The 25,876-nt window shown below is 36.3% G+C and carries 28 protein-coding genes; 11 read left to right on the plus strand and 17 right to left on the minus strand.

The annotated features are described in order from the left end of the window. Positions 1 to 23: 23 nt before the first annotated feature. The 5 genes from AC5SLP_RS10105 to AC5SLP_RS10125 all read right to left on the minus strand — a co-directional run bounded on the left by AC5SLP_RS10105 (position 24) and on the right by AC5SLP_RS10125 (position 4,791). Positions 24 to 245 carry a helix-turn-helix domain-containing protein gene (locus AC5SLP_RS10105; protein WP_495255022.1) on the minus strand — a complete coding sequence of 74 codons (222 nt, stop codon included), beginning with the start codon at positions 243 to 245 and terminating at the stop codon, positions 24 to 26. Next, positions 242 to 1,603, minus strand: coding sequence for a hypothetical protein (locus AC5SLP_RS10110; protein WP_495255023.1), 1,362 nt, complete (start codon positions 1,601 to 1,603; stop codon positions 242 to 244). The genes AC5SLP_RS10105 and AC5SLP_RS10110 overlap by 4 nt, the downstream gene beginning before the upstream one ends. Next, a complete protein-coding gene (locus tag AC5SLP_RS10115) occupies positions 1,593 to 1,802 on the minus strand; it encodes a hypothetical protein (RefSeq protein ID WP_495255024.1) in 210 nt (69 codons plus the stop codon). Before AC5SLP_RS10115 ends, AC5SLP_RS10110 begins: the two co-directional genes overlap by 11 nt. Before the next feature lie 152 nt (positions 1,803 to 1,954). Further along, positions 1,955 to 2,890, minus strand: a complete 936-nt coding sequence (locus AC5SLP_RS10120) for a hypothetical protein (RefSeq protein WP_495255025.1) — start codon at positions 2,888 to 2,890, stop codon at positions 1,955 to 1,957. A 26-nt stretch (positions 2,891 to 2,916) separates the two neighbouring features. After that, on the minus strand, positions 2,917 to 4,791 hold the full coding sequence (locus tag AC5SLP_RS10125; protein WP_495255026.1) for a DUF262 domain-containing protein: 1,875 nt from the start codon (positions 4,789 to 4,791) through the stop codon (positions 2,917 to 2,919). Positions 4,792 to 4,985: 194 nt separating this feature from the next. On the opposite strand from AC5SLP_RS10125, the gene AC5SLP_RS10130 reads away from it, so the two are divergent. After that, complete coding sequence (locus AC5SLP_RS10130; protein ID WP_495255027.1) at positions 4,986 to 6,341, plus strand: DUF4145 domain-containing protein; 1,356 nt, start codon at positions 4,986 to 4,988, stop codon at positions 6,339 to 6,341. A 214-nt stretch (positions 6,342 to 6,555) separates the two neighbouring features. Here the strand turns inward: AC5SLP_RS10130 and AC5SLP_RS10135 are convergent, their stop codons facing one another. Further along, positions 6,556 to 7,860 carry an ArsS family sensor histidine kinase gene (locus AC5SLP_RS10135; RefSeq protein ID WP_495255028.1) on the minus strand — a complete coding sequence of 435 codons (1,305 nt, stop codon included), beginning with the start codon at positions 7,858 to 7,860 and terminating at the stop codon, positions 6,556 to 6,558. Then, complete coding sequence (locus AC5SLP_RS10140; RefSeq protein ID WP_495255029.1) at positions 7,853 to 8,524, minus strand: response regulator transcription factor; 672 nt, start codon at positions 8,522 to 8,524, stop codon at positions 7,853 to 7,855. The genes AC5SLP_RS10135 and AC5SLP_RS10140 overlap by 8 nt, the downstream gene beginning before the upstream one ends. A gap of 180 nt (positions 8,525 to 8,704) precedes the next feature. Here AC5SLP_RS10140 and AC5SLP_RS10145 point away from each other — a divergent pair, with 180 nt between their 5' ends. After that, the gene (locus tag AC5SLP_RS10145; RefSeq protein WP_495255030.1) at positions 8,705 to 9,067 is read left to right on the plus strand and encodes a transposase; all 363 of its coding nucleotides are present in this window, start codon (positions 8,705 to 8,707) and stop codon (positions 9,065 to 9,067) included. On the opposite strand, the gene AC5SLP_RS10150 is transcribed toward AC5SLP_RS10145, so the two are convergent. Next, complete coding sequence (locus AC5SLP_RS10150; protein ID WP_495255031.1) at positions 9,062 to 9,730, minus strand: transposase; 669 nt, start codon at positions 9,728 to 9,730, stop codon at positions 9,062 to 9,064. The two genes, AC5SLP_RS10145 and AC5SLP_RS10150, sit on opposite strands and share 6 nt — an antisense overlap. Before the next feature lie 402 nt (positions 9,731 to 10,132). Here AC5SLP_RS10150 and AC5SLP_RS10155 point away from each other — a divergent pair, with 402 nt between their 5' ends. From AC5SLP_RS10155 to AC5SLP_RS10175, 5 genes are read left to right on the plus strand one after another with little or no spacing between them, the layout of a single operon-like run. Next, complete coding sequence (locus AC5SLP_RS10155) at positions 10,133 to 10,699, plus strand: hypothetical protein (protein WP_495255032.1); 567 nt, start codon at positions 10,133 to 10,135, stop codon at positions 10,697 to 10,699. A 34-nt stretch (positions 10,700 to 10,733) separates the two neighbouring features. Continuing rightward, positions 10,734 to 11,480, plus strand: a complete 747-nt coding sequence (locus tag AC5SLP_RS10160) for a TorD/DmsD family molecular chaperone (protein ID WP_495255033.1) — start codon at positions 10,734 to 10,736, stop codon at positions 11,478 to 11,480. A 15-nt stretch (positions 11,481 to 11,495) separates the two neighbouring features. After that, entirely contained in the window at positions 11,496 to 12,122 is a 627-nt protein-coding gene (locus tag AC5SLP_RS10165; RefSeq protein WP_495255034.1) for a 4Fe-4S dicluster domain-containing protein, read from the plus strand. A 2-nt stretch (positions 12,123 to 12,124) separates the two neighbouring features. Then, complete coding sequence (locus AC5SLP_RS10170; RefSeq protein WP_495255035.1) at positions 12,125 to 13,003, plus strand: 4Fe-4S binding protein; 879 nt, start codon at positions 12,125 to 12,127, stop codon at positions 13,001 to 13,003. A 22-nt stretch (positions 13,004 to 13,025) separates the two neighbouring features. Beyond that, complete coding sequence (locus AC5SLP_RS10175) at positions 13,026 to 14,072, plus strand: 4Fe-4S binding protein (protein ID WP_495255036.1); 1,047 nt, start codon at positions 13,026 to 13,028, stop codon at positions 14,070 to 14,072. An 80-nt stretch (positions 14,073 to 14,152) separates the two neighbouring features. Here AC5SLP_RS10175 and AC5SLP_RS10180 read toward each other — a convergent pair whose 3' ends face one another. Beyond that, entirely contained in the window at positions 14,153 to 14,449 is a 297-nt protein-coding gene (locus AC5SLP_RS10180) for a transposase (protein ID WP_495255037.1), read from the minus strand. Positions 14,450 to 15,051: 602 nt separating this feature from the next. Between AC5SLP_RS10180 and AC5SLP_RS10185 the strand changes: the two genes are divergently transcribed. The 4 genes from AC5SLP_RS10185 (at position 15,052) to AC5SLP_RS10200 (ending at position 20,538) form a co-directional block, all read left to right on the plus strand. Continuing rightward, on the plus strand, positions 15,052 to 17,742 hold the full coding sequence (locus AC5SLP_RS10185; RefSeq protein ID WP_495255038.1) for a molybdopterin-containing oxidoreductase family protein: 2,691 nt from the start codon (positions 15,052 to 15,054) through the stop codon (positions 17,740 to 17,742). Between the two features lie 21 nt (positions 17,743 to 17,763). Further along, entirely contained in the window at positions 17,764 to 18,396 is a 633-nt protein-coding gene (locus AC5SLP_RS10190) for a 4Fe-4S dicluster domain-containing protein (RefSeq protein ID WP_495255039.1), read from the plus strand. Next, on the plus strand, positions 18,389 to 19,231 hold the full coding sequence (locus AC5SLP_RS10195; protein WP_495255040.1) for a dimethyl sulfoxide reductase anchor subunit family protein: 843 nt from the start codon (positions 18,389 to 18,391) through the stop codon (positions 19,229 to 19,231). Before AC5SLP_RS10190 ends, AC5SLP_RS10195 begins: the two co-directional genes overlap by 8 nt. Before the next feature lie 71 nt (positions 19,232 to 19,302). Further along, positions 19,303 to 20,538, plus strand: a complete 1,236-nt coding sequence (locus AC5SLP_RS10200; protein ID WP_495255041.1) for an OprD family outer membrane porin — start codon at positions 19,303 to 19,305, stop codon at positions 20,536 to 20,538. Between the two features lie 93 nt (positions 20,539 to 20,631). Here AC5SLP_RS10200 and AC5SLP_RS10205 read toward each other — a convergent pair whose 3' ends face one another. The 8 genes from AC5SLP_RS10205 to soxX form a co-directional block, all read right to left on the minus strand. Then, positions 20,632 to 21,066, minus strand: coding sequence for an MOSC domain-containing protein (locus AC5SLP_RS10205; protein WP_495255042.1), 435 nt, complete (start codon positions 21,064 to 21,066; stop codon positions 20,632 to 20,634). Beyond that, positions 21,050 to 21,487, minus strand: a complete 438-nt coding sequence (locus AC5SLP_RS10210) for a DsrE family protein (protein WP_495255043.1) — start codon at positions 21,485 to 21,487, stop codon at positions 21,050 to 21,052. The genes AC5SLP_RS10205 and AC5SLP_RS10210 overlap by 17 nt, the downstream gene beginning before the upstream one ends. A gap of 47 nt (positions 21,488 to 21,534) precedes the next feature. Beyond that, on the minus strand, positions 21,535 to 23,325 hold the full coding sequence (gene soxB / locus AC5SLP_RS10215) for a thiosulfohydrolase SoxB (RefSeq protein ID WP_495255044.1): 1,791 nt from the start codon (positions 23,323 to 23,325) through the stop codon (positions 21,535 to 21,537). Between the two features lie 13 nt (positions 23,326 to 23,338). Next, entirely contained in the window at positions 23,339 to 23,665 is a 327-nt protein-coding gene (locus AC5SLP_RS10220) for a hypothetical protein (protein WP_495255045.1), read from the minus strand. Positions 23,666 to 23,676: 11 nt separating this feature from the next. Further along, positions 23,677 to 24,585 carry a sulfur oxidation c-type cytochrome SoxA gene (soxA, locus tag AC5SLP_RS10225; protein ID WP_495255046.1) on the minus strand — a complete coding sequence of 303 codons (909 nt, stop codon included), beginning with the start codon at positions 24,583 to 24,585 and terminating at the stop codon, positions 23,677 to 23,679. A 102-nt stretch (positions 24,586 to 24,687) separates the two neighbouring features. Then, positions 24,688 to 24,981: a thiosulfate oxidation carrier complex protein SoxZ gene (soxZ, locus tag AC5SLP_RS10230; protein WP_495255047.1), complete on the minus strand. Its 294-nt coding sequence runs from the start codon at positions 24,979 to 24,981 to the stop codon at positions 24,688 to 24,690. Positions 24,982 to 25,032: 51 nt separating this feature from the next. After that, the gene (soxY, locus tag AC5SLP_RS10235) at positions 25,033 to 25,485 is read right to left on the minus strand and encodes a thiosulfate oxidation carrier protein SoxY (protein WP_495255048.1); all 453 of its coding nucleotides are present in this window, start codon (positions 25,483 to 25,485) and stop codon (positions 25,033 to 25,035) included. A 15-nt stretch (positions 25,486 to 25,500) separates the two neighbouring features. Next, complete coding sequence (gene soxX, locus AC5SLP_RS10240; RefSeq protein WP_495255049.1) at positions 25,501 to 25,869, minus strand: sulfur oxidation c-type cytochrome SoxX; 369 nt, start codon at positions 25,867 to 25,869, stop codon at positions 25,501 to 25,503. Positions 25,870 to 25,876 lie beyond the last annotated feature (7 nt).

Below are 25,876 nucleotides of genomic sequence, written 5' to 3' on the forward strand. Positions count from 1 at the left end.
GTGACCTTTCTCACAAATCGGCACTAAATACTAGCCAAAATATCATCAACAATGCTTGAAGCTAGCCTATTAGGCGCTCCTTTCATCCATTGTGTAAGTTGTTCACTATCAAATCGCACTATCCCCTCACGTTTGAAGAAATGAACGCCACATACCAATGAGCCACGTTGCTTATAACGTTTAAGCTTTTCATCGGAGATTTTGAGAAATTCTGCCGCTTCTTTTTGTGTTAAAAAATGGCTCATTTTGGCTCCTCAAAATGAAACTCATCTGCTCTACGATTAATCAATTTACGCCTTATGGCTTCTTCATATGCGAGTTTGTATTGCTTTTGCGTAAGATCGGATACATTCTCCTTTTTTACCTCATTTTCTAACTTACTCACATGATACAAGAGAGCCATATCATCCATACGTGTTACAGAGAGCGGTAACTTGGCATCTTTAAGCTCATTATTTTGTAGCTTATAATAATACGCATTAGCTGACATATCCACAATTTCGACAGGGATGGACTTTTCCCGTTCATAAAATGGCATGACTTTATTCGTATCTTTCACAAATCGTTCTAAATTTTCAACTAATGTTTTTTCATTGATAAAGAGACAATTCAAATACGCTTTTTTCATCAAAGCATGAAAATCCGTTTGGAAGCGTTCATAATCGTAAAGGTACTCAATGCGTTTAATACGTTTCAAATCTGTTTGAATTTGCAAGAACTCTTTGGCATCAAATTGTTCTTTAATCTGCTCCCAAATCGGCAATGTTTGCGCTCTATGTTTATTATTATGCTCAATTCCATTTTCTGATATGCTTGAAGCATCAATAAGTCGTATCTCATCCATAGCAGACTTAAAAAGATTATTGACATTCAAGAGCAAATCATCTACCGTTTGAACACAAAAAGCTTTTAAATGAGGTCTGTGCATTTGAAACTCTACGTTAAAAATTGGAGTTTCTAAATCAAAACCATAATTGGCAAAGTATTCACGCATTAACTCCTCTTTTTTAGATTTTTTCATCTCTAAAGTTTTATTGTAAAGCCTCTTCATAAAAGGAGGTTTCCCCACATAAAGCGTTTGAATACTATTAGCATCACCAATTTCAGAAATGGTCGAATAATTCTTTTTACGTGTCACAAACATAGAACGATCCACAAACGAGAAATCATATTGCACAAAAGCGTTTATATCCGCTCGAATGATTGGCTTTAATCCTGTTGTATAATCTCCTAATATTGAATCAATATAGGCAAGCATGGAAGTAATGCCAAGGGTATAAATCCCTCGACCTTGCAACTGCACACGAATATCATGCAAACGACGCTGTTTTTGTTTATCTTTAAAACCTATTTTGAAAAACTCATTATGATCTCTAAACCAATAATACCCCTCTGCAAAGCCTAAGTAGTTAAACGTAGTATCTGCAATCGTAATAAGTAGATCATGTGGCTGATACCTCATTTCATTTCGAGCAAAACGATCTTTTTGATCTTCTATTTGTTCGACAATATCCATAAAGAGTTCATCATATTCCAATGAGCTTTCATAATGAAAATACAAACTATCGACACCTGATGTCATAAGAAGTGGATTATTTTCCATAAGAAACCACCTTAAAACTATGCTTTTTACCTCCATGACGTTTACCATAGAGTATTACTAGAAAACCTACTCGATGAACTGCCTCTCGTGCAATCGCCACAGGGGCACAGCCCCATGATGCTCTCGCATCGAGGCATTTTATAAGAGACTTTATCTCACCTTTTTGACTTAACAATTCTTTGACATTTGAAGTTGTCATCTTTTTTCCTTTTCAGGATATGCGCATATCGTTTATGTGATTTTCTTTCACGCAAAAGATAAAACGAACTCTAGCAAAGTGAAAAATTTTGACGTTGTCAAAAGTTCCGTGAAGGAAGGGGAGATTTTGTAAATTGAGAGATTTTAATATATTTAGAAAAGTAAAAAAAGCGCTAAAGGCGTATTTCCCAATAGGTTTGCATAAGGTGATTCTACGTTAGTATTTTGTTTTTCTTTGTTAATGAGTGAACTAGCTTTTTCACTTTGAATTTCTATACTTAATCTTCGTTTGTTGAGATATGGTTCATATGCCCAAATTGGCATATTATTGAGCATAATAAATAAATCAGCATTATTGAGACGTGTTGTATTAAGCGTTATTGATATGTCTGCTTGCGCAAATAAATATACTACTTTTTCTTTAAGAACATTATCGATTAAACTAGGATTTAAAAATTTACATAGTTTATAAATTTTTATAGCGGTTGAGTGCCATAATCTTTTCTGATACGTTTTTGAAAAAAATTCGTAACCTTCATAAAACTTCCCTATTTCCCTTAGTTGCCTATACAAATCTACTCTTTTTTGAGCTTCTTTTTGTTTTCTATTTTTTACTTTATCTCGTTCTAGCGTATATATTTTTTCTCTATTTTTAAATAAATATATTTCTACTTTTTGAAATAAGTGCAAAGTAGCTATGGGATCATTTAAAAAGTTTTGATGCACGCTCATAGCAAAAGAAAGCCTCTTGTATTTTTGGGCATCACCTTCTAGTTGCGCTTCTCTACACTTTCGCTCTAAAGTATTAATGATTGGCGTTAAATAGTCTAAACGATCTTTTTTCAGTTTAAGAATTTTATCTCTTTGCGCTGTATTGGTTTCAACATAGTCAATTAATTTATAAGTGTTTTCAAATAAGTTCAATATAGCAGATGGTAAAAATAAACCCTTAAATAATTTGAGCATATCTTCATAAGGAATTTCACCAAATGAAACAATAAATGTATCAAAGTATTTATCATTTTCTTGATTTCGATATGGATCGAGTTGATTGAGTTCTAAAATTGATTCAAAAAACGACTGGTTCAATATTTGACTATCTTAATATATTAAGTTCATAATTGTTCAATATCATAAATCTTTTGAGCTACTATCTTATATAAATTTTGTCTCTCCAATAATGATGATTTTACAAAGTTAACATAAGGAGTAATTGAGATTCCACTAGACGTCATGAAAGTTGTTAATACTGGATTACTTTGATAAAAATTGTGACATAGTGTTTGTGAAGTTATATTTTCCGTAGCATATGCTTGAACTTTAGTCGCATAATTCTTGTCTTGTAAGCTTCTATTCCTAGATCTTGGTAATAAAATTAAATTTCCAATATTGTTTCTCATCCTTTTAAATTCATCTCGATTGTCAAAGTCATTTACAACAGTTGTACCCAAAGAAGTTTGAAATATATCATAACTATCTGCAAGGATATGTTCTATATCAAATGTTTTCGAATTTCTTCTACGATCAATATACGTTTCAAAACCGACAGCCGTTGTTTGACTAATCTGGTTTTCCAAATATGCTGCAATTCGCGCTAATATATGAAGAATCGATGATGTAGATGCCTTCCCATATTCTAAATTAATAATATTTTCAATCATCAACCTTTGACTTATATACTCATTTTTTAAACTAGTGATAAGGTCATCTACAGTTTTATTTCGAATTAATAATACTAATGAAAATAGAGGTTCTTTTAAATTATCATATGTATTTTTTTTATCATTCACAATTCTAGCAGTGGTATAAATATCTAAATATTTTGAAACGATTTTAATTTTTTGATTGATTACAGCATCTGAATCTGAATCACAGATTGACGCCAAAATAAGCAATGGCTGAAAAGTAATATCTTTATCAGCATTGAAAAAAACTTCCGGATACTCTGCTGTAAGATTTTTAGAGTATTGAATAATTTTCAAATAAATATTTGAATATTTTTTAAATTGAACCTCAATAAAATTATAAAAATCATCATGTGTTCTTAATTCAAGTTTATCTTTATTATCATGTACCCATCGATGATAAAAATCACCAATTTCTTCATAGTCTTTTTTGCCCACTTCTCTTTTATTTCGCATACCGGTAGCGTATTTTGCTCTCAGCCATGTTTTGATAAAATTTGAATCTTCATCTCTATCTATATCTTGTAACTTTCGCGTATAATCTACCCATGTTGTATGTGCTGTATTGTGTCTTGTTGGATCTGTTATTTTTGATAAGAGCTCACCTTTTAACATCTCAATTGGAGATAAATTCAGTCCTCTATCATTCATTGTTAAAAATACTTTATGAGCATCATGTTCCGTTGGAAGAACTATCTCAAATAAAATAACTTTATTAGCGATCCAATCAGCAAAAAATTCTAATTTTTCTTTAATTTCATCATCCAAAAGATTGCTAATATCTTGATATCGTTCATATAAATTTTTTGTGCCATCATCACAACTTTCCATAAAGTCTAAACCTATAAGTTCATCATCTGTTTTTGTAAAATCGACTAATACATTAAACAATTGATTACGACTAGTCTCTACTTCAATATTAAAGTCATTAGTTCCATATGATTCACTTTTCACAAGTGTAATATATCCACCAATACTTAGACTTTTTTGCTGATTCTGTCGTAATAAGTATATATATAAAATACATAAAGATGTTATTCGCTGTTGTCCATCAATAATAATTTTTCTTGGACTCTCATTTTCATTAGTTGTAAGTACCGTCCCTAAAAAATAATTACTATATTTAGCGACATCTGTACGTCCATGCTCTGGTTTATAATTTGATGAAAATTCCTCTTGTAAGTCATTTAAAAGTTCTTCAAATTGCTTTTTATTCCATTTATAATCACGTTGGTAATAAGGAACTGCATACTTTTGTTGTAGTAATTCATGAACAGGACGTAAATGATGATTTATAAAAGTCATTTTATACCTTAAGAAATAATATTATTTTGATATAGAATAGCATAAAATGGTAGAATTTATTTTAGTAAAAAATTTTATTTTCCATTAAATAATCAAAATTCTTCCATTATGTTGCATTTTTAAATTATTCTTAATTATTTATTTTTTGATTAAACGATTTTAAATAAGATAAAAAATATTATCTAAGGCATAAAATGACTGACATAGGATTAATGAAAAAATTAAATCCTGATATTGCAGAAGACTACTTAAAGGCAATAGAGCTTATTAAGCTTACCCCCAGACATTCTTTAATTATATTTAGAGATTGTTTATCATACATATGCGATGAAATAGCCAAATCCAATAATTTAAAACTTTACGGTAGTACTGATAACAAAATTAAAGAATTATTTTCCAAAAATATAATTGATTCTAATCTTAAAAGCTTACTTGACCAAATACGACTACTTGGCAATAAAAGTGCGCATAAAAACTATACAATTATAGAAGAAGACGATCAAAAATTTATAGAATATACAAATAAACAACTATTAGAAGATGCTAAGAGAGGAAGACATCTAATTATTGACGTCGTCAAAAAAATTTTAAATTTAGATAAGCTCCATATTACACCTATAAAAATTGATACTTCGGAGTATCAACAAATTATATATGATGCATTAACATCTTCAGATATTCAAAAACATTTGAAAGCTGGGTTATTATGTGAAGCAATGGCCGAAAATGAACAAAATAAAATAACATCAGATAAAATTATACCTTTTGTTAATGACAAACAATTATGTTACATTCAAAACTTCTATAAACATGCCATATCATTTTATCAAACTTCATTCAATATTAGTGCAAAACTGGATCAAAGGCTAGTTGAACGTGTTTCTAAAAATAAAGAAGATATAGTGTTACAGAATTGCGATTTAGAACCATTATATAGATACGGCAAAATATTATACGAAGAATTAGATGGCAGTCAGCAAAAAGAGCTTGGCTTAAAATATTTAAAAATTGCTTGCGATAGAAAACATCCAGAGGCAACTGCTCATTATGCAGTACATCTTTATAACGAAAAAAAATTTGATCAGGTTTTAAAATATGCAAATAAAGATTATGTGCAAGAGCTTCCTCTAATCCATCGGTTACTTTGTGGGTATTATAGTAATCAAGAAATAAATTCTATTGACAATGAGCGTGCCTTTAACCATATACAAAAAGCTATTCATTTAGGTTGCTCAGATTCTTTATTTCAATTAGGTGAAGCCTATCATCGTGGCACATTTGTCGAAAAAAATGATCAATTAGCTGAAGATTATTTGCAGCAAGCGATCAGCAAAGGTAATATTAATGCAAAAAGATATTATTTACTTGAATTTAAAGAAGGGAAGAAAGAGATTTGCGAAGTTTTTGTCTCTAGAGCAAAAAAATTTGTGGAACTTTTGGACAACAAAAATAAGCCTCTCATTAATACTCCAAAAATCGGGCGCAATGATCCTTGCCCTTGCAAGTCAGGTGAAAAATATAAAAAATGTTGTGGAAAAACTGATTCTTAACAGAGATGTTTGTACCCTATTTTGTACCCTAAATGTTGCCGATTTGTGTACTCTTTTGTTTCAAAATTCCCTATTTTAGGACTTTAAAGGTGACTGGCAGCGTTGAGGTCAGGGGTTCGATCCCCCTACACTCCACCATGACATGATAAAACTTTCAGCTCTATTTTCATCAATCAAAACTCAAAACGTGTACTGCTCAGTCTAAACACCTTTGCTACACTTTACTTTTTAATTCAAGCAAATTATTACTTACAGCCATAAAATGAAGTAAAAAGTAATTTGTCGTATTAATATATTGATATGTTAGTTCACAATCATGTTTCAGAAAAATTTGATTAGCAATATATAAGCCTAAACCTAGTCCTGAATTTGTGCTTTCCACTTCACGATTAAATGCTCGAGTAAAATCAAGACGTTGTTCTGGTATTTTTTCACCTGTATTCCCAATTCTAAGAGCATCTTGATAGATATCAATCACGACATGATCTTTGGAATATTTAAGTGCATTGTCAATCAAGTTTTTGATGGCTGTCGAAAAAAGTTCAAAATCTACTACTAATACAGGTGTTTCATCTTCTGCATTTATCTCTATTCTATCCGTGTTTTTCATCAAAAGGAGATCGATAGCATGATCGATAATATCAACGAGGCGATACTCTTTTTTTGCTAGTTTCCATTCGTTTGAAGTTAATTTTTCAACTTTGACCATCTCTCCTACAAGGACCTCTTGTCGAATAAAAATTTGACGTAATTGGTCTTTAAATTCTTCATCTTTAATAATACTCGCTAAGATTTTACCTTTCATAACAGGCGTTCTAAGCTCATGTAAAATATTGCGAAGAAAAAGCGTACGTGCTTCTTTCATTAAATGCAGTTTTTTCATTGCAAGATTAAATTCTGTTGCGATCTGCCCCAATTCATCATGACTATCTATTGGGATGGCTTCAAATTTATTGGAATCCCCAGCCACACGAATAGCACTTTTTAAATTTCTCAGACGCAACAATTTTCGTAAAACAATACTAAAGAAGATAATTGTAACACTATTAATCGTTCCCCATAATATCCACAAATTATGTAACGAAAATTCTTCAATATTTTCCAGAGCCGGTTTATCATTCATCGAAATTTTATTACCTTCTGCAGACACTTTAATTCCAGCTAAAAGCATAATTCTTAAGAGAGATTTTTCAGGAGGAAGAGGATCTCTTGGAACAAAATAGAGCTTCTTTTTATATTGAATCATATCACAGTAAGAGTCTTCAAGGATTTTTTTACCATTTTCCCTGATTTCTAATTTGGAAAGAGAACTATTTCTAAGACCTATTTTTGCTAGGGCTTGAGGGGCATTAGGATCATCATTTTCCCGCATTCGCATTCCTAGCATAAAGCGCTGAAACGTAAAATACTCAATGTCTTTAATTTGGCGTTTATATTCGATAATGAACGAACCATTAATGATCAGTAAGGCGATCACAAAGAAGAAGGATATAAGCCGAATGATGGATACATTATGCATTGATAAATTTATATCCTACGCCTCTGACCGAGTGGATAAAATGAGGGTTTTTAGGATCATCTCCAATTTTTTGGCGTATGCGCCCAATGATGACATCAATGCTTTTAAGACCACTTTGAAATTTGATCGAGTTAATATTGAGCAATAAATCTTCTCTCGAAATAACGTATCCTTCTTTTTCAATCATAAAAGAGAAAATATCGTATTCCGCTTTGGTAAGTTGAATTTCACGATTATTACGCTTAATCATATGTTGTTCATGATCAATCGTAAAACTATTGGTTGATACGCTAACATGAAGCCCTCGACGCAATATTGCTCGTAATCGAAACGCTAGTTCAATGGGTTCGTATGGCTTAGGCAAATAATCGTCTGCTCCTAATTCAAACCCCATAATTTTATCAAGAGTATCAGAACGAGCAGAAGAAATAATGACAGGCAGATCAGGATGCAGGGTTCTTACTCTTCGGCAAACTTCAAAACCGTCAATACCGGGTAAAGAGAGGTCTAACACAAGGGCATCGTATAAAGTATCACTTTCTAAGAGTTTGAGTCCTTCAAAGGGGTGATAAGCAAGCGTTGTTTCTATATCTTCCAACAAAAGCATCCGCTGCAATAAGATGGCCAAATCGACATCATCTTCAATCAATAATATTTTAATCATGCGTACAATTATATCAAAAATAAGTCACTAAAATTATTTACATATATAAATATATACTTAAAAAAAATTATTTTGTATAAATTAAGGTTAGTTACCAATTGTTTACCACACAATGCAAAAGATGGTGCTATGATTTTGATGTAAAGATAACGAAAAATATTTCAGAAAAGAGAGGTTATTATGTACTATACTTCTGAACTTAAAACGAATATCATGCTTGCATTAGTGCAAAATCAAGCTTCTGTAAGTGAACTAGCCCAACAATATCATATTAACAGTAAAACCATTTATCGATGGAAAAAAAGATTTTTAGAGAGTGCTGCATTAATTTTTTGTGCAAAGCCTACTATTCCTGTTCAAAAAAAACAAGTTACAACATTGCTACGAAAAAAAGTAATTTTACAAAAGAAATTGGAAATTGTAGCCAAACAAAAAGACAATATACTCGAACAATACCAGCACTTTGTAGCTATTCATGATGCAGCTAAAAATTTTATATTTACCTTTCATGAATGTTCAGCAAGAAATCATTGTACCTTATAATTTGTACGGCTTAATCAGTGCAAGATCATGCAAAGAACGAGAATGAACTTGTACTTTATTGGGTTGGCTTTCATAATTGGATGAACGGCTTAGAGCATTTTGTTCTTCTAGTATTTTCATCAGTTTATGAACTTTATTAACCCCTATTTTAAATCCCTCTTCTATCAATTTTTGATGCATTGCACGATACCCTTTTGAGGATTGTGCATGATTATAAATCTCACAAATTCTTTGCATAATGATTTCATCATTACTATTAGAAGGTTTGGGTTCATAATATAAAGAAGGCCTATTGAGATCAATGATTTTACACTGTTGTGCAATAGATAACGAAGATGATGTTGTATCAATCAACTGCTTTTTTGTCGTAATATCAAGTTGTTTGAGTTTATCTGCCGCTTCTTTTGTCTCTTGACGAGTTTTTTCAAGCATCTTTTCTAGTTTAGAATTTTCTTTTTTTAATGACGCGACACTTTCCAATGGTGCTAACGAATTAAAGGCTAAATGGGCATTCTGTAAAAATTGCTCTCTCCAATTTTCAATGTTTTTCACGGAAGTATTATAGCGACTCGCTAATTGTACTAATGTGTCTTTATTCTGGAAAGTCTCTAAGACTACTTGCATTTTGAATTCAGGTGAAAATGAGTTTTTTTGTCGAGCCATTTTACCTCTCCATACGAATAAGTTTAGTTTAATATGAACTGTTTTCAATATAGTATCAAAAAAATTCTTACGTCACTACATGAAAAACAAGAAAATTACATATTATCGTTATATTTTAAAATATATAATGAAATAATATCTTTTTTTCTCAATAAAGTAAATAGCAATGAATCAATAAAATTCATCATTTTTTTTAACATATTAATAAAAATGCCTAGAAACAGGGGTTACTGTAAATAATTACTTGAAAAGTAGAAAATAAAAATATATAAAATAGTATTGACAAATAGTGGCAATACTTCTATAATTGTAAAAATTAAACTTATATAATTAAACAGTTTATCTGTTTTAATTTATTCAATTTTAATTTTTACATGTAAGGTTTTATAGAAAGGAAAAATCATGCGAGAAACACACGATGACATACAACTATCTACGGAGGAAAGAGTAGCGCTGATTCAGAAGCGAATAGAAAGTGAGCCTGCGTTTAGAGCCATACTGTATAAAATGCTCTCTTTGTGTAAAAATCCAAAAAAGCTTATGGAGGTAGAATCTGCAGTTTTAGCGTATCCTGAGATGAAAGTTCCGTTACAAACACCTCAAATTCTTTTAACGTGGCTTATAAAATGTCAAGCAATATTAGCTGTGCATCCAACTTCTAACGACGAAACTCAGTATCAAACAACGTTGGAAGGATTGATTGCACTTGAACAAGAACAACGTGACGACAAGATAGAAGCGTTATTTACGAAAGAGCCTGAATATAAATCGGTGTACTTAGACATCCTGTCATTATGTAAAAATCCAAAATCACGAATCGACATTGAAAAACATTTGATGGGTAATCCTCTTTTGGAAAGCCCAAAGATTTATCCATCGTATTTTATTGACTCTTTAGAAACAGCCGGTGGGTTAGAGTGGAACCGTCATTGGGTCACAACATCTACGGCTATATCAAAACTTGTATAGATGCAAAAATAAACATATCACAAAAGGATAGAAAATGGGACTTATGAGTGAAAACATCTTATTGATGGAAAACAGAGCTTACATGTATCGGTTATTAGGAAAAATCTATAAAGAAGAGATTGACGTAACTTTTTACGAACAACTTTCTCAAATGCGTTTTTTCACAGAATGTGAAGATCAGGAACTCGCTGAAGGGTACAAACTCTTTGAAGCATTTTTTCAAAAACAACACTTAGACCCCCTAACAGACCTTGCCGTTGATTATGCGCGAGTATTTTTAGGTGCTGGTACACTTGAAAATACTGAGGCGGCCTATCCTTATGAATCTGTTTATACCAGTACGGAGCATTTAGTTATGCAAGAGGCTCGAGATAAGGTGCTCGCTATGTACCGACATTTTGGACTTGATATAGATGAAAGTTTAAATATGCCAAAAGATCAACTGGGACTCGAATTAGAATTCATGGCATATTTATGCAATGAATGTAAACAAGCTTTGCACGAAGAAGATTATTCAAAAGCTGCAAAATTCATTGACACGCAAACCACCTTTTTGAAAGAACATCTCTTAAACTGGGTGCCCTCTTTCTGTAATGATGTCGCTCGATGTGCAAGCTCTGATTTTTATTTAGCCATTGCCAAAATGACCAACGGTTATTTAACGCTCGATCAAGAGATCTTGCACTATTTAACAACAACGATTCTTATCAGTGGTCGCAAAGCAGAAGCCCATGCAGAATATATTGCACAAGAAGCCGTTTCTAGCGACACTCTTTCTTAGCCAAAAGAAAAGATCATGCAAAACGAATCATTATTACATCAAGCACATAACGTACGAAGAACCAATGTTCAAAGACGCAAATTTGTAGCAGCAGGTGCAGGCATTGCCTTGATGTTTGGGTTGGGTATTGCGGGAAAAGCTGAAACAAAAAAAGCATTATTAAGACCACCTGGTGGGCAAGATGAAGCCTCTTTTTTAGCCAATTGTATTAAATGCGATCGATGCAGAAGTGCTTGTCACACTTCTGCGATTGGAATTGCTTCCATTGAAGAAGGATTTGTTCAAGCGCGCACCCCTATTATGAAATTTCACTTGGGAAGCTGTGATTTTTGCAACAAATGTGTGGAAGTATGCCCTACCGATGCGCTAAAGCCATTCGATAAAAAGAGCGTTAAGATAGGAATAGCTGAATTGACGGATGTGTGCATTGCCCTTAATTTTGGTGCTTGTACCCTTTGTTACACGGCTTGTCCGTATAAAGCCATCACCTTAGACGCTCAAAAAAGACCGATCATTGATTCTGAAAAATGTAATGGTTGCGGTGTATGTGAAAATATTTGTCCAGCACTGATACTTCGTTCCTACGTCGGTGGAAAAGTACGCGGTGTCGAGATCAAACCCATCTCTCATAAAGAAGTTTAGCTATGAATCAGTTTAAATTTTCATCGTTACGTACGTATACGATTCTTTTTTTTGTTGCACTTGTTGTTTTTGGACTTTTCTTTCATTCAGGCACAGGGACACTCAGTGCATTCGGATATAAAACCATTACAGCCATTTGCCCTTTAGGTTCTGTTGAAACCTTCCTCGCTAGTAAAACATTTGTACCTGCGGTATTTATCTCATTGGCCGTTTTTTTCGCAATATCTATCATTTTTGGACGTATTTTTTGTGCTTGGGTGTGTCCTGTACCGCTGTTTAGAAAATGGTTTCCTAAAAAGACATCCGTCACTACACCCGTTTTACCAGGGGAAAAAATTGTTGAGACAAACACTGTTACGGCACAAGAGATACAAACAGCATCAAAAACAAAAAAACCTATTGATACCAGCTATTATGTTTTAGGCGGGGCTCTTGGTTCGACTTTCTTGTTTGGATTTCCAGTTTTTTGTTTAATATGTCCTATTGGACTCACGTTTGCTGTCATCGTGAGTTTTTGGAGATTGATTCAATTTAATGAACCGACATGGTCCTTGGCAATTTTTCCTGCTTTATTGATATTGGAGCTTGCTTTATTTCGATATTCCTGTAGAAAATTTTGCCCATTAGGCGCTTTGATCTCGTTAATGAGTCGTGCTAATGTTTTTTTTAAACCAAAAATTGATCAACAAAGTTGTCTTCAAACAACCAAAGGTGCTGATTGTAAAATCTGTCAAACAGTATGCCATGAAGATATTAATTTGCACCGCCCTTTAACGCCAAGCATCGTATCGCGATGTACCAAATGCATGGATTGTTCAGATGCTTGCCCAATGCATGCAATTTCCTTTTCCTTTTTTAAAAAAAAGTCTAAAGATGCTTAGAGATGCGCAATAGGTTGGAGAGATGATTTTACATGTAGAGCGTTGTTTAAAAACGATTCATCAAAAATCAACGTGTGAGAAGTGCCAAATCGTATGCCCTTCTCATGCGCTTAACTTTTTCACGAGCATTCCACGTATCGATACGCTTAAATGTCTAGACTGCGGTGCATGTATGCAAGTATGTCCTACGGATGCTTTTGAAAGCCAAACACTTTTGGATGAAGCGATTATGGCATCCATCCAATCTCGAAGCTCTCAAAATGAAAAAATTATTTTTACATGTAAAAACATTCAAACGCTTGACAATGCAGCTATTGCATTACCCTGCCTTGCTAGATTAGATCAATCAATGTTGTTATATACGGCGATAACAACAAAACAAGACATTCATATCGTTCATGGTGAATGCACAACGTGCTCTTTGTCATCAACACAATCACTGATTGAAACAACCATCAATGCGGTTACAATGCTTTGTTCACGTGCAAATTTACCGATTAAAGTTCACCTAAATCAACAAAAACAGTCTATCGTTTCTCGTGAAGATCGCCAAAATGAGCAGAACAGACAAGGAAAAATCAGACGAAGATTTTTACTCAAATTGTTAGGCAAAGAATCGGGCACACAAGATAAAACCGAACTTTGCGCCGATAAAACGTTGCATCATTATCATCATTTGACTACAAAACCACACACATATGCAAAACATCAGCGTTACCTTACGATGTTAAAGACGCTTTTTCAAAAAAAAGAGAGTTTATTATCGACCGTTATTGGCACTAAGCCAATCATTAATGCTGATGATTGCCAGCAGTGTTCCATTTGCACACATGTATGTCCATCGGGGGCATTATCATTGCTGCAAAAAACTTCATTTGGTATTTTGTTTGATCCTTCTTTATGCATTGAATGCTATTTATGTGAAGATGTGTGTTTTACACATGCGATCTCCAAAGAGAGTAAAACGCTCTTTGATATTATTGAAAACAATGTAAACATTTTATTTCAAAATGATTTTCGTGTTAATCCAGAAGAATTGCAGAAAAATGTTGTTATTTATAGAACATAATTTTCTGAATAAGCAGAAGGTAGCACAGTACAAAACAGAACAAAACTCTCACTAAAATTGTTCCTAAAAAGTCAAAAATATTAAAGCTTTAATTCTTTAATTTTTTTCGTCACAAAACTTTTTTCTTCAGTGGCTTGAGTAAGTTTTTTTTCCAATTCTAAATTTTCTTTTTTGAGTGTTTCAAGCGTCTCTTTTGTAGGTGCGCTTTGGAAGGCGAGGTGTGCATTGTTTAAAAATTGTTGCTTCCAATTCATAATGTTTTTGACTGAAATTTGATGTTTGTCTGCCAACTGTTGTAATGTAAGTTGCGTTTGAAACGCCTCAAGAACAACTAGCATTTTAAAATCAGGAGTGAAAGTCGAACGTTTTCGTGCCATCTTTATATTCTAACCCAAAATGATATTTTAAATCAACGTAATCACGGAATTTTTTCTTATTCACATCATAGCAAAACTCAACTTTATTTTATATACGATGCACAAAAAAACTTTATTTACAAATTAGTATTTTAAATTTTTTCGTCATCAAATAAAACAAAAACAACACTTTATTCTCTACGTTTTTCTAAAAAACTTACTAAATTTTATACCGTGATAGCCTGCACTACCTCTTTTTAAAAAATTTTATTCCCATGAAAAGTTCGACCACATCAGTCTTTGTGTAAATTGAATAAAATAATAAAATAATTTGTATTGACAAACAGTGGCAAATATGCTTATAATTTCCACAATAAATCGATTTATTAAAACATAAATATCTATAAATTTATTCTCTTTTGAACAAAAAGGCTTAAACAAGTAGATACGTCCTTATAACCAAGATTTGAAACTTTTGATGACTTAACGTCAAGGTACTTTTGTTGGTTAGGTGAATTTTATTGTTATCCATCAATAAAATTTTGATTCACGTGAATGCACAGCAAGCGCACTATCTTCTGTGTATTTACATTCCTGATTTTTGCCGTAAGAAGGAGAATTGTATGGAACAAAAAGAACAAGCAGCGTTTGGGAGAAGAGATTTTCTAAAAACAACCGCTGTTATCGGTGCATTTGGTGCACTTAGCAGTACGTGGTCGGATGGATTGGTGCCTCGTGCTAATGCCGCTTCTTTAGGTCAAACACCCGATAAAACAGAAATTATCCGAACAAACTGTCGTAATTGTACAGCAGATTGTGGTGTATTAGCCCATGTTAGAAATGGTCGTGTGATTAAATTAGAGGGTGATCCAGAATTTGAACGCAGCAGGGGTGCTTTATGTGCAAAAGGATTGGCGGGCATTCAAGCATTGTACCATCCAAGCCGCAATAAGTATCCTATGAAGCGCATTGGAGCTCGCGGAGAAAATAAATGGAAACGCATTTCATGGAAAGAAGCTATTGACGAAATTGCTCAAAAATTGATGGAAATCCGTGAAAAATATGGCGCTGAAGCTGTCATGGGTAGCACCGGTGGTGGTGGTAACCCCAATTTCCCTAGTGTATGTCGCTTTTGCAATGTTTTTGAATCACCAAACTGGTTTGAGCCAGGTGCTTCTCAATGTTATATGCCAAGACAATCTATCTACTGGATGATGTATGGTGGTGGTCCTGCTGGAAATCCAAGCCTTGCAGATTCAAATGGATTAGAGCTGTATTTTTACAATGAGATAAAAATCAAAACCTTGGTTTTATGGGCAACGGATCCTTCTTATAGTGGTCCTGCACAAGCAGGTAGAGCGATTGCTGAACTTCGTGCGAGAGGTGTCAAAACAGTGGTTATCGACCCTCGCTTTACGCCAGATGCCGCAAAAGCAGATGTATGGTTACCGATTCGTCCAGGTACAGATGTCGCTTTGATGATGGCATGGGTGAATTATATTATCGAGCATCAACTGTATGATAATGATTTTGTGATGAAATGGACAAACTTACCGTTCTTAGTCAATACAAAAACAAAGATGATTTTACGTGAAAACGAACTTATTGAAGGTGGTCGTTCCGATACTTATGTCATTTGGGATACAAAAACAAAAGCGCCAAAAGGATTGACATATCCATGGGATGATGCCCTTAAACCTGCGCTAGAAGGTACTTATACGATCAATGGTACAGAATATAAAACCGGTTTTACTTTACTAAGAGAACGTGTTCAGCCTTTTACGATTGCCAAAGCCGCTGCCGAATGTGGATTGGATGAGCGTAAAATTATCACCGCAATTAAAATGTATGCAGAAGATACTCCTTCAAGCATCGCATTAGGTGTTGCGGTAGATCATGGTATCAATTCAGCAGAAGCTGCGATGGGTGGTGCTACTTTAGATATCATCATGGGTAATGTTGAAAAACCAGGTACGATCTTGCAACGCTATAAAGGCGACACGGGCGGAGCGCTTCGTACAACGCGCTTGAATCATTTCCTACCTAAAGAGCAACTCTTAAAACGCTTAGGGGGTATTGAACATAAGGGAATGTTACAGTGGTGGGTCGCACAACCTGGACCTTTACTTGAAGCAATGCTCACACGTAAGCCTTATGGCATTCATGCATGGATAGAGCGTTCTGGCAATAAAATGGGTGTTGTTGCCAATGCTGCTAAATGGGTAGAAGGAATGCAAAAATTAGATTTAATTGTGCATGCTTTTCTCTATCCGACATCTTTCTCTGCTTATGCGGATTATCTCTTGCCAATGACAGAATGGCTAGAATCAGATTTTGTTACGCAATCTTTTAACAAAATGTTTGCACGAAGGGCAGTTACGCATACGTGGGAAACATGTAATGAAGTCTTTTTCTGGTCACAACTTGTAAAACGATGCGGAGAATTGGGGCATGAGAATTGTAAGCGGGCATTTGATCCAAAAGCAACGGCTCCTGAGATACCTTACTTTAATACATATGAAGAAAAGTTAGATGCATGGACTAAATTCTTTGGCATGACATGGAAAGAGTATATTCAAAAAGTTCCGTTTGAGCACATCCCCTTTGATGAGTTTAAACGCTACTATCGTTATTTAGACATTGATCCAAAAACGGGTAAAGAAAAAGGGTTTGGAACTCCATCCAAAAAATGCGAAGTTTATGGTGAGTGTTTCATCAAATTAGGTCGTACGGGACGCCCTCTATCACCTTTTGATCTGCCCCCTGCATCGAAAGACTACGATCCTTTATTGTATTACCGAGAGCCTGCAGAAAATGACAAAACCCCTGAAGGGAAAATCTATCCTCTCATTATGACCAATGGTCGTTTACCAATGTATCATCATGGCACATTGCGTAATATTCCGTATCTTAGAGAAATTTATCCTGTGCCAGAAGTTTGGGTCAATCCAAAAGCAGCAATCAAATACGGTGTTGCACAAGGAGATTGGACATGGATAGAATCCGCAAGAGGTAAAATTCGAGCCAAAGTAAGAGTCACTGAGGGTATACCAACCGATACGGTTTATATGGAGCGATTCTGGAATCCAGAAACGTTAGATACCCCAACACACGGTTGGCAAGAGATGAATGTCAATGTTCTTTCTAGAGAATCTGGCCCTTATAACGATATTTTTGGTACGTATACTATACGAGGGTATCGTGTCAAAATCTATAAAGCAGATGGTGCCCCAAAAGGTATTTGGGAAAAACCTGAAGAATTTAAACCGTGGATGCCTCAACCGTCTGACCCAACAAGTGTTGTGACATTGTAATCTGGATAAAGGAATAAAACAATGAAAAAAACAATGGTTATAGACTTAGATCGCTGTATCGGATGTTTCTCTTGTGAAATGGCGTGCAAGATGGAAAACGATGTGGCACTAGGCGTTTATTACAATAAAGTTTTGACAATCGGTCCAATGGGAATCTTCCCTGATATTTCGCAATATAACTTACCAACCATTTGTCAGCAATGTTACAACCCATCATGTGTGGATGTCTGTCCAACAGGAGCATCCTATAAAACAAGCGAAGGCGTTGTTTTGGTTAATAAAGAGCTTTGTATCGGCTGTCGATACTGCATGATGGCGTGTCCATACGGTGCGCGTTCCTACAATGCGGAGCAAAAAGTTGTTGAAAAATGTACGTTGTGTGAACATTTGACAGCGGTGGGTGAAAAACCAGCCTGCGTCAAAGTATGCTGTGCAAAATGTCGTTTTTTTGGTGATCTTGATGATCCAAATAGTGATGTATCTCGTGTGTTACGCGAAGCAGGTGAAGCGAATATCCATACGCTCCCTGATCGTGGCAATCACCCATCCGTGAAGTATATCTTACATCGTAAAACAGCGACATGGCAAGAGATAGAGCCAAAAGAGACATGGAGAACACCGTATCATACGGGTAAGGAGGCACATCATGGGTAGCGAATGGGCATTGGTCTTTTTTACCTCATTGGTAGATTTAGGCACAGGACTTTTCATCGCATTATGCATCAATGAATGGTTCAATATTAACGAAGAAGTGAAAGCTAAAGGTGCTTTAAGTGTTTTGGTCATTTTAGCCTTAGGTGGTTTTTCAAGCGTCCTTCACTTAGGTCATCCTGAGCGAATTTTTGGTGCACTCGGACATCCGACATCGGGTATTTTTATAGAATCATCCATGATTGGATTGACGGGTATTTGTGTGATAGCTTACCTCTATGCGCTAAAACGACAAACATCAAAACAGACACTCAAAACAATCACGTTGATTGGGGCAATTCCTTCAATCATTTTAGCCTTTGCCGTAGGTGACTCTTATGTGATGGAAGCTCGTCCTGCGTGGAATACCTTAACCATTCCATTTGTTTACTTGGCATCTGCGGGACTTATGGGCTCTTTAGCGTATACCGCCTTATTGTCAAATCCAAGCAAAGCACTGATGGAAAAGATGAAACGTATTATCCAAGGAATGGTGCTCTTACAAGCTTTTACCATCATGGCTTATTTAATTGCTCTTGGTTCTGCGGATTATCCAGATGCTAGCCGTTCTGTTGGGTACGTTTTGACAGGAGGATTGGCAACTCTGTTCTGGGGTGGCATGGTTGTGATTGGACTTGTGATTCCTCTGGGTATTGCGTCGTTTAAAAGCCAAACAGCTGACATGATTGCTATTTCAAGTACACCGTTTATTTTAGGTGTTATCTGCGCCTTTGTCGGTGCAGCAGTTTATCGTTTGGTAATGTTTAATCTTGGTACGCCTATCTGGCAGTTCTTTTAATCATTTATCATCTTAAGAAGTAGTCAAAGGGGCTACTTCTTTTTTTACTTCTTATACAACAAAGGAATAGTATGAAATTAGCTCGTTTAAGCTTGGTAGCGGGTATTATGGCTGGGTTAGCAACAACATCTTTTGCAGCAGATACACTAGCCGATGCATTTAAGAATGGTCAGATTCATGGGGAACTTAGGGCTTTCTATTATGATAGAGAAGGTGCGACAAATAGCAAAACATCTCCTGTTGATTCAAATATCTTCGTGACAGGTGTGATTTTAAAATACGTAACAGATAACTTTTACGGTTTTAAACTAGGGACAACACTGCAATCAAGTTATGCACCCTTTGCTGATGGCTCAATAGGTACGGCAGGCACGGCAAAAGATGATTTCAAAGGTGATGTTTATGGTTCGGGAGCAATACTTTCAGAAGCATACGTTCAATATACATTAGATAAAACGGTCCTAAAAATTGGTCGTCAATTTCTCAATACGCCACTTGTAGGGGTCAGTCCATCACGTTTAGTTACTCAATCGTTTGAAGGTGCAACTCTCACCAATACGAACATACCGGATACAACAATTTTAGCGGGTATGATTACAAAGTATCAAAATAGAACAGATGTTGCTGGTAATATTGCTGAGTTTGTCAATTTGAAAAATAGTGCGATATATGGCGATTATGCCTATACCTTGTTAGTTGTCAATAAATCGCTTACCAATACCACCTTAACAGCACAATGGGCGGGAATGTATGGCAATGCTACAACAGGAGTTGATGCAGACTTTTACTACTTAGAAGGGAATTACATTCTTCCAATGGGTGATTTCAAATATGGCCTAGCACTCAATTATGAGTATAAAGCGACTCACGAAATTGGTCAAGATGATGGAACGATGTATGGTATTAAAGGCAGTTTAGATTACAAAAATTTTAATACCTATGTTGCGTACACAACAATTTCTAAAGATGGCGATATTGAAGGAACAGCATTAACAGGCGGTATTGGCGGTGGCGCACAAACAGCATTTGCGAAAGGCTACCAAAATAAAGCGGGTACCTATACAAAAAATACCGATTCGTATAGTTTTGACGCAAACTATACCTTTAAAGCCATTGGATTGTTAGTAGGCGCACGCTATACAGGAGTGAATGATGATGCAAACCATAAAGATTACGGCTATACGGATATCTATACCGTGTATGATGTCCAAGCACTTAAAGGTTTAACATTTGACGTCTCATATCAAGATTGGTCTAAAGATTGCGATGGCCATGATTTATGGTTTAAAGCTATTTATAAATTCTAAGACTGATTTTTGTAGTAGCCTATCTGGGCTACTACTTCTTCAAAGCTCTTTTCATCCATCAAATCTTTTACATGTAAAAAAATTTTTGAGGTTTTAAAGAAGTACCACATTCGACTCTTTGGTGACAATGCCACCTTGAATAATCTTGCAATAAATCCCACGGTGCTCTTGAATGAGTTTTGGAAGGTGTGGGTCAAAGGCTACTAGATGCGTGCAGATGGAGCATTTTTCTGTGACTTGAAGTTTAGCTTCGCCAATTTGAATCGTCTCGCCTAATGAGAGATCATGCGGGTCAAAATTAAACAGTATGTTCTCACCTAAAGAGCCTTGTTCAAGATGAATGCCATTGGTATGTGCAATATCATACGCGATCTTTCCTACGACCATCACCGAGCGTTCGACATTCCTACCCGCAAATTTATCGTTTTTAATGCCATGCCCTTCGATCAATTCAAGGTGTTTCACACGCGGGCGAACAGGACCTTTAAATTCTTGGGTAGCGCTAAAGAGGTCAATAAGGTGTAACATCGATCCATCCATTGGCAACGCGCTCTATCACCTCAGCGACACCTGCTTGGACATAGCTCACGCCCTCGATAAAATCACTCTTTTTCCAACCCATCGTTTCCATTGTATTTTTGCATGCAATCAGCTCAATATCATACGCTTTAAGCGATTGAATTCGACTCAGTGTCGTAACGTCAAAATCTTTTTTAATGGCACGTAACCCTTTTGAGTAAAAGACAAGTGCCACTTTTAAAGACTCTGGTGGGTACTCTTTGAGCACATTATTCACCGCATCGAGTGTGTGATTCATGGTTTCAAGGTCGTTCGTAGAAATTTTAATCACCCATTTCCGTGGCGTTTCAAAACTAGGCTTGGGATCACTAAAATCCATCTTGGCAAACAATGACAGACCGAGCATTAAAAAAAGAAGAATTTTTTTCATGTATGCACCTCACTATGGGGCAAAGGAATTCCTTACCCCATGAAATCTTAACGTTTATATAAAGAGAGCTCAATGCCTGGGTTGTCTTTAATACCGATAATATCGGGAGAATCAAGCTTGATACTCTTGATATGTTTATGGTCTTCAAGATACTTAGTCACCGTATCCCAGATAGGCTCACCATCCGATTGTGACCCAACCGTAGACCATCCTGCGAGCTTATAGACTTTTGACGCTTCAATCTCTTTACCAGAGCTAAGCTTGAGATTGGTGATGCGTTGTCCTATCTTTTTCTGAGGGTCTATCGTATACGAAAGTCCACCGGTTCGCACCATATCTCCGCCTTGTTGCAAGAAAGGGTCTTCGTTAAACAAGTTATCGGCAACGTCTTCGAGAATAAAATGAATATCGCTCCCCTTAACCTCACGCAGATAGGTCTCAGGATAGGTCATCGCCGTTTGGGTGGCAATATCTTCAAACGTAATCGCTTGTCCCATCGGAACACTCGTACCCCATCTAAACCCTGGAGACATGGAAATATCTGCACCTTTGACCTCGCGCAAAGCATCGCAGATGATTTGGTCAAACGTACCATTGAAATTGCCTCTTCGATACAGCGTTTCATCGGTAGTGGCTATCTTTTTCTCTAACAGCGCTTTATAGGGTGCGCGAACAGTTTCAATGTACGCTTTCATCACTTTATCTTCAGGCACGATGTCAGAGAAAACAGGTAAAAGCGTGTATCTAAAATCAGCCACTTTTTTGTTTTTAATCTCCAAATCAAGCACCGATAAAAACTTACCGTTGGAACCTGAGTTCATGACATAGGTTGTTCCCGATGCGTTCTTCACAGGGTACGCTTCAGGCACGCCATCGTGTGTATGACCGCCTAAGATAAAGTCGATGCCACTGACCACTTCTGCCATTTTTTTATCGACATCGTAGCCGTTGTGAGACAAACAGATAATCGCATCGGGCTTCTCTTTTTCTTTGATGGTGTCCACAAGCTGTTGCATCTCCTCAGGCTTAATACCAAACGACCAATTTGGAATAAACCGCTGAGGATTGGCAATGGTCGTGTAAGGGAAGGCTTGTCCGATGACAGCGACCCTGTTGTTGCCCATTTTTTTCATCGAATAAGGCTTAAACATTCTGCCACTGTCTTCATCAAAGACATTTGGCACAGAGCCTTCCATCAACGCTTCTTCTTTGACAAAGACATTTTGTGCAATAAATTCTGATTTGAGGCGCTTAATGTTTGCCATAATCTCTTCTTGGGTGTAGGTAAACTCCCAATGCCCCGTACAGATATCGACGCCTAAAATATTCAAGGCTTCAACCATATCTTTCCCACGGGTTTGAAGCGACGTCCAACTTCCTTGCCACGTGTCGCCACCATCTAAGAAGAGTGTTTTATCCGCACCAAAATTGCCTCTAAGGTGGTCTACCAAGGTCTTAATTTGAGCAAAACCGCCGACACGATTAAAGCGTTTAGCATTGTCATCGTAATTGAGGCACGTTAGCGCATATTCCATTTTGCTTCCGCTGGCAATCCCATAACGTTTTGCAAAACTAGAGCCTACGATATGTGGAGGCTTTCCAAGATTAGAACCAAAGCCAAGATTGACGCTTGGCTCTCTAAAATAGACCGGCATCAATTGCGCATGCGTATCGGTAATGTGTAAAAATCGTGCATTACCGAAATTCTCGAGGGTGTAATAATCCTCAAGTTTATCAATGCCATACAATCTCTTATGCGACTTTGCGAATACTTGCGTTCCACCAAGCCCCAAGATGCTCAAGAGATAGAAAAACTCTCTTCTGTTTAATGAACTCATGAACGTTTTTCCTTTACTTTACGACAGCATCTGGCCACGTTTTATCATACTCAGCCGATTCTTGAAACGCAATGTCAGATTCCAATTTGGCACGATTGGCCAAATCAATCGCCTCTTTGTATTTAGCCTCTTTTGCCATTGCTTTAGCCTTAGCGATAAACTCATGGGTTTTTCGCCATGCGATATGCACTTGAATCGCTTCAGCGTATCTCGCTTCAGCCGCCGCAATCGCTTTTTCGGCATTTTGTTGCGTCGCTTCCATTGGCGCATCAGGGTTTGTGGTACATCCAGTAAGGAGCAACAGTGTTATGGTACCGATTAGTAAAGCTATCTTTTTCATCGTTTTCTCCTTTACTTACGTGTATCTGGGCCATCTATTTTAAACCCATTTGACATGTATGTTAAAAAATACTCCAAGTTTCTAAGCTCTTTGGATTGTATTTTTGGTGCTAAAGACCCCGTATCTTCGATACACCCTTGTAGTCTTCGTTGAAGCGTACCAAATGCACCCCACTTGAGTCTGTAAACAGGAAAATGTGTGACATCTCCAAGTGTTGGGCTTAATGCTTCTGCTCTAATTCTCTGACCTGAGCCTGCAACGTGGCATTCCGCACAATTAAGAGCAAAGTAGCCTCGTTGTTTGTAAAACTCTTTTTTACCGTCGTTATAGGCTTCCATCGCCTCTTTTGTTGGGATTTTAATGGCGATGGGTTTACCGCGTGACATAAACGCCATGTACGCCATAATCTTTGCGATATCATCTTTTCCATATTTCAATGGTTTTTCACCATTTTTAGCACGGCATTCGTTGATAGCAACGCCAAGTGTGACTACCTCATTTTTGCTTGTGTCAAATAATGGATACATATTTTTGATTGCAGGGTCTGGGAAACAATCAGAATACGATTTTCCATTAGCAAACTTTTTATAGAACAACTCTTTTCCCTCATCCAATGGTATCTCGTAAGGAGGGAAGTCATTGATTTCACTGAGCTGCTCTTTTGTTGGTCGATACCAAGCGGCTGTCCCGTGTGCAAAATCTTCAAGTTTCACAGGATAGATATAATCTTTTTTAATCTCTTCAGGATCAACATAGGGGAAATAACTGGCAGATTTTCCCAGTGGATCACTAAACTTAACTAAAAAATAGTTTTGCATCGCAAGCCTATCTTTTTCAGCTTGCACATCAAATTCCCCTGCACTTAAGAAGGCACATAGCACCGTAGATGCTACAATTATTTTTTCTATTGCTTTTAACATTGTTCCACCTTTTTCATTTTAGCTCTTGACGCACGTGAAAAACATGTTCTTCATCGCATCAAGTACCCGCTTTTTTGTGTACTAAAAGCCTATTGCAGCGTGTTATTTAAGCTCAAATTCACCCTGTTCCGTTGCGCCTGTATTGTCTTTCCATGAAACATCGATTTTATCACCGACCTTAGCACCTTTAAACATGAACTTAATAAAAGGATTTTCAGAAATACCTACGCTTGGATACATGGTATAGACTGTTTTTCCGCCATGTTTAACCAACAATTCGTTAATAAATTTCGCCGTTTTATTGGTCTTTGTACTTGCCATTTGCATCGGGTGTTTGATAAGAAGTTTCACTTCAGCCACGTTATCTTTTACTTTTGCGATTACTTTGATTCCCATTGTTGTTCTCCATGATGTATTTATATTCTATGTTATTTTTAGTGGGGTTTATCAACCGCCACATCCGCCAACAGTGACTTTAACCTCTTTGGTTGCCGTGTGAAGCGTGCCGTCTTTTGTTTTAACGACTAAAATAACATTACTGGTCTCACCCATTCGGATACGTGTTGAAAAATCAGGAATAGTGTTCTCATGAATTTCCCAAACGGCAATCAATGGATAAGGGTTTTTCTCAACAAAAATAGACATCTCCACGGCATCTGGTAGCGTCGTTGAAATCGTCACAGGCACAGCCGCACCATTTTCTGCGATATCAGGGACTTTTAACTCGACTTTACTATCGGCTGCTGATTTTGCTTTTCCGTATAAATCTCCCATCGCTTCAGGGGCGCTTTTAAAGGTAAACGCTTTGGCATGGTCTTCTAAAAACCCTGCGTAAAGTGATGGCGAAAGTGCACCCAGTGCAAGAAATCCGCCCATTTTTATAAAATTTCTTCTTTGCATATTTTTCTCCTAGGTTTATTTAGCTGTATGTTTAATGTACGCAATCACTGCGTTAATTTCATCTTTACTCACCCGAAGGTTTCTTCCCAGCGGTGGCATAATTGAATTGGGAGTCTGGACATTTGGATCCCAAATTTTGTTAAAGAAATATTCATCAGGCATTCCTGCAAAGTCGGCAAGATTAGGTCCCATATTGCCTTCTTGCTCAATGCCTGAACCTCTTAGCGCATGACACGCCAAGCAGTTTCCCCTTGATATATCTTTATAGACGGCTTCTCCAAGTTTAATCTTGGCATCTTGACTCATCTCTTTTTCCGCCGCTACCATACCCGTTACCAGTAGCGCCGTACACGAAAGAGCGAGTACTAATTTCTTAGGCATCATCTTTACT

The organism is Sulfurospirillum sp. E15m, from assembly GCF_059415145.1.

Coding starts and splice junctions, on each gene's coding strand:
- AC5SLP_RS10105 (WP_495255022.1), bottom strand. CDS start 245: ATGAGCCATTTTTTAACACAAAAAGAAGCGGCAGAATTTCTCAAAATC.
- AC5SLP_RS10110 (WP_495255023.1), bottom strand. CDS start 1,603: ATGGAAAATAATCCACTTCTTATGACATCAGGTGTCGATAGTTTGTAT.
- AC5SLP_RS10115 (WP_495255024.1), bottom strand. CDS start 1,802: ATGACAACTTCAAATGTCAAAGAATTGTTAAGTCAAAAAGGTGAGATA.
- AC5SLP_RS10125 (WP_495255026.1), bottom strand. CDS start 4,791: ATGACTTTTATAAATCATCATTTACGTCCTGTTCATGAATTACTACAA.
- AC5SLP_RS10130 (WP_495255027.1), top strand. CDS start 4,986: ATGACTGACATAGGATTAATGAAAAAATTAAATCCTGATATTGCAGAA.
- AC5SLP_RS10135 (WP_495255028.1), bottom strand. CDS start 7,860: ATGCATAATGTATCCATCATTCGGCTTATATCCTTCTTCTTTGTGATC.
- AC5SLP_RS10140 (WP_495255029.1), bottom strand. CDS start 8,524: ATGATTAAAATATTATTGATTGAAGATGATGTCGATTTGGCCATCTTA.
- AC5SLP_RS10145 (WP_495255030.1), top strand. CDS start 8,705: ATGTACTATACTTCTGAACTTAAAACGAATATCATGCTTGCATTAGTG.
- AC5SLP_RS10150 (WP_495255031.1), bottom strand. CDS start 9,730: ATGGCTCGACAAAAAAACTCATTTTCACCTGAATTCAAAATGCAAGTA.
- AC5SLP_RS10155 (WP_495255032.1), top strand. CDS start 10,133: ATGCGAGAAACACACGATGACATACAACTATCTACGGAGGAAAGAGTA.
- AC5SLP_RS10160 (WP_495255033.1), top strand. CDS start 10,734: ATGGGACTTATGAGTGAAAACATCTTATTGATGGAAAACAGAGCTTAC.
- AC5SLP_RS10165 (WP_495255034.1), top strand. CDS start 11,496: ATGCAAAACGAATCATTATTACATCAAGCACATAACGTACGAAGAACC.
- AC5SLP_RS10170 (WP_495255035.1), top strand. CDS start 12,125: ATGAATCAGTTTAAATTTTCATCGTTACGTACGTATACGATTCTTTTT.
- AC5SLP_RS10175 (WP_495255036.1), top strand. CDS start 13,026: ATGATTTTACATGTAGAGCGTTGTTTAAAAACGATTCATCAAAAATCA.
- AC5SLP_RS10180 (WP_495255037.1), bottom strand. CDS start 14,449: ATGGCACGAAAACGTTCGACTTTCACTCCTGATTTTAAAATGCTAGTT.
- AC5SLP_RS10185 (WP_495255038.1), top strand. CDS start 15,052: ATGGAACAAAAAGAACAAGCAGCGTTTGGGAGAAGAGATTTTCTAAAA.
- AC5SLP_RS10190 (WP_495255039.1), top strand. CDS start 17,764: ATGAAAAAAACAATGGTTATAGACTTAGATCGCTGTATCGGATGTTTC.
- AC5SLP_RS10195 (WP_495255040.1), top strand. CDS start 18,389: ATGGGTAGCGAATGGGCATTGGTCTTTTTTACCTCATTGGTAGATTTA.
- AC5SLP_RS10200 (WP_495255041.1), top strand. CDS start 19,303: ATGAAATTAGCTCGTTTAAGCTTGGTAGCGGGTATTATGGCTGGGTTA.
- AC5SLP_RS10205 (WP_495255042.1), bottom strand. CDS start 21,066: ATGTTACACCTTATTGACCTCTTTAGCGCTACCCAAGAATTTAAAGGT.
- AC5SLP_RS10210 (WP_495255043.1), bottom strand. CDS start 21,487: ATGAAAAAAATTCTTCTTTTTTTAATGCTCGGTCTGTCATTGTTTGCC.
- soxB (WP_495255044.1), bottom strand. CDS start 23,325: ATGAGTTCATTAAACAGAAGAGAGTTTTTCTATCTCTTGAGCATCTTG.
- AC5SLP_RS10220 (WP_495255045.1), bottom strand. CDS start 23,665: ATGAAAAAGATAGCTTTACTAATCGGTACCATAACACTGTTGCTCCTT.
- soxA (WP_495255046.1), bottom strand. CDS start 24,585: ATGTTAAAAGCAATAGAAAAAATAATTGTAGCATCTACGGTGCTATGT.
- soxZ (WP_495255047.1), bottom strand. CDS start 24,981: ATGGGAATCAAAGTAATCGCAAAAGTAAAAGATAACGTGGCTGAAGTG.
- soxY (WP_495255048.1), bottom strand. CDS start 25,485: ATGCAAAGAAGAAATTTTATAAAAATGGGCGGATTTCTTGCACTGGGT.
- soxX (WP_495255049.1), bottom strand. CDS start 25,869: ATGATGCCTAAGAAATTAGTACTCGCTCTTTCGTGTACGGCGCTACTG.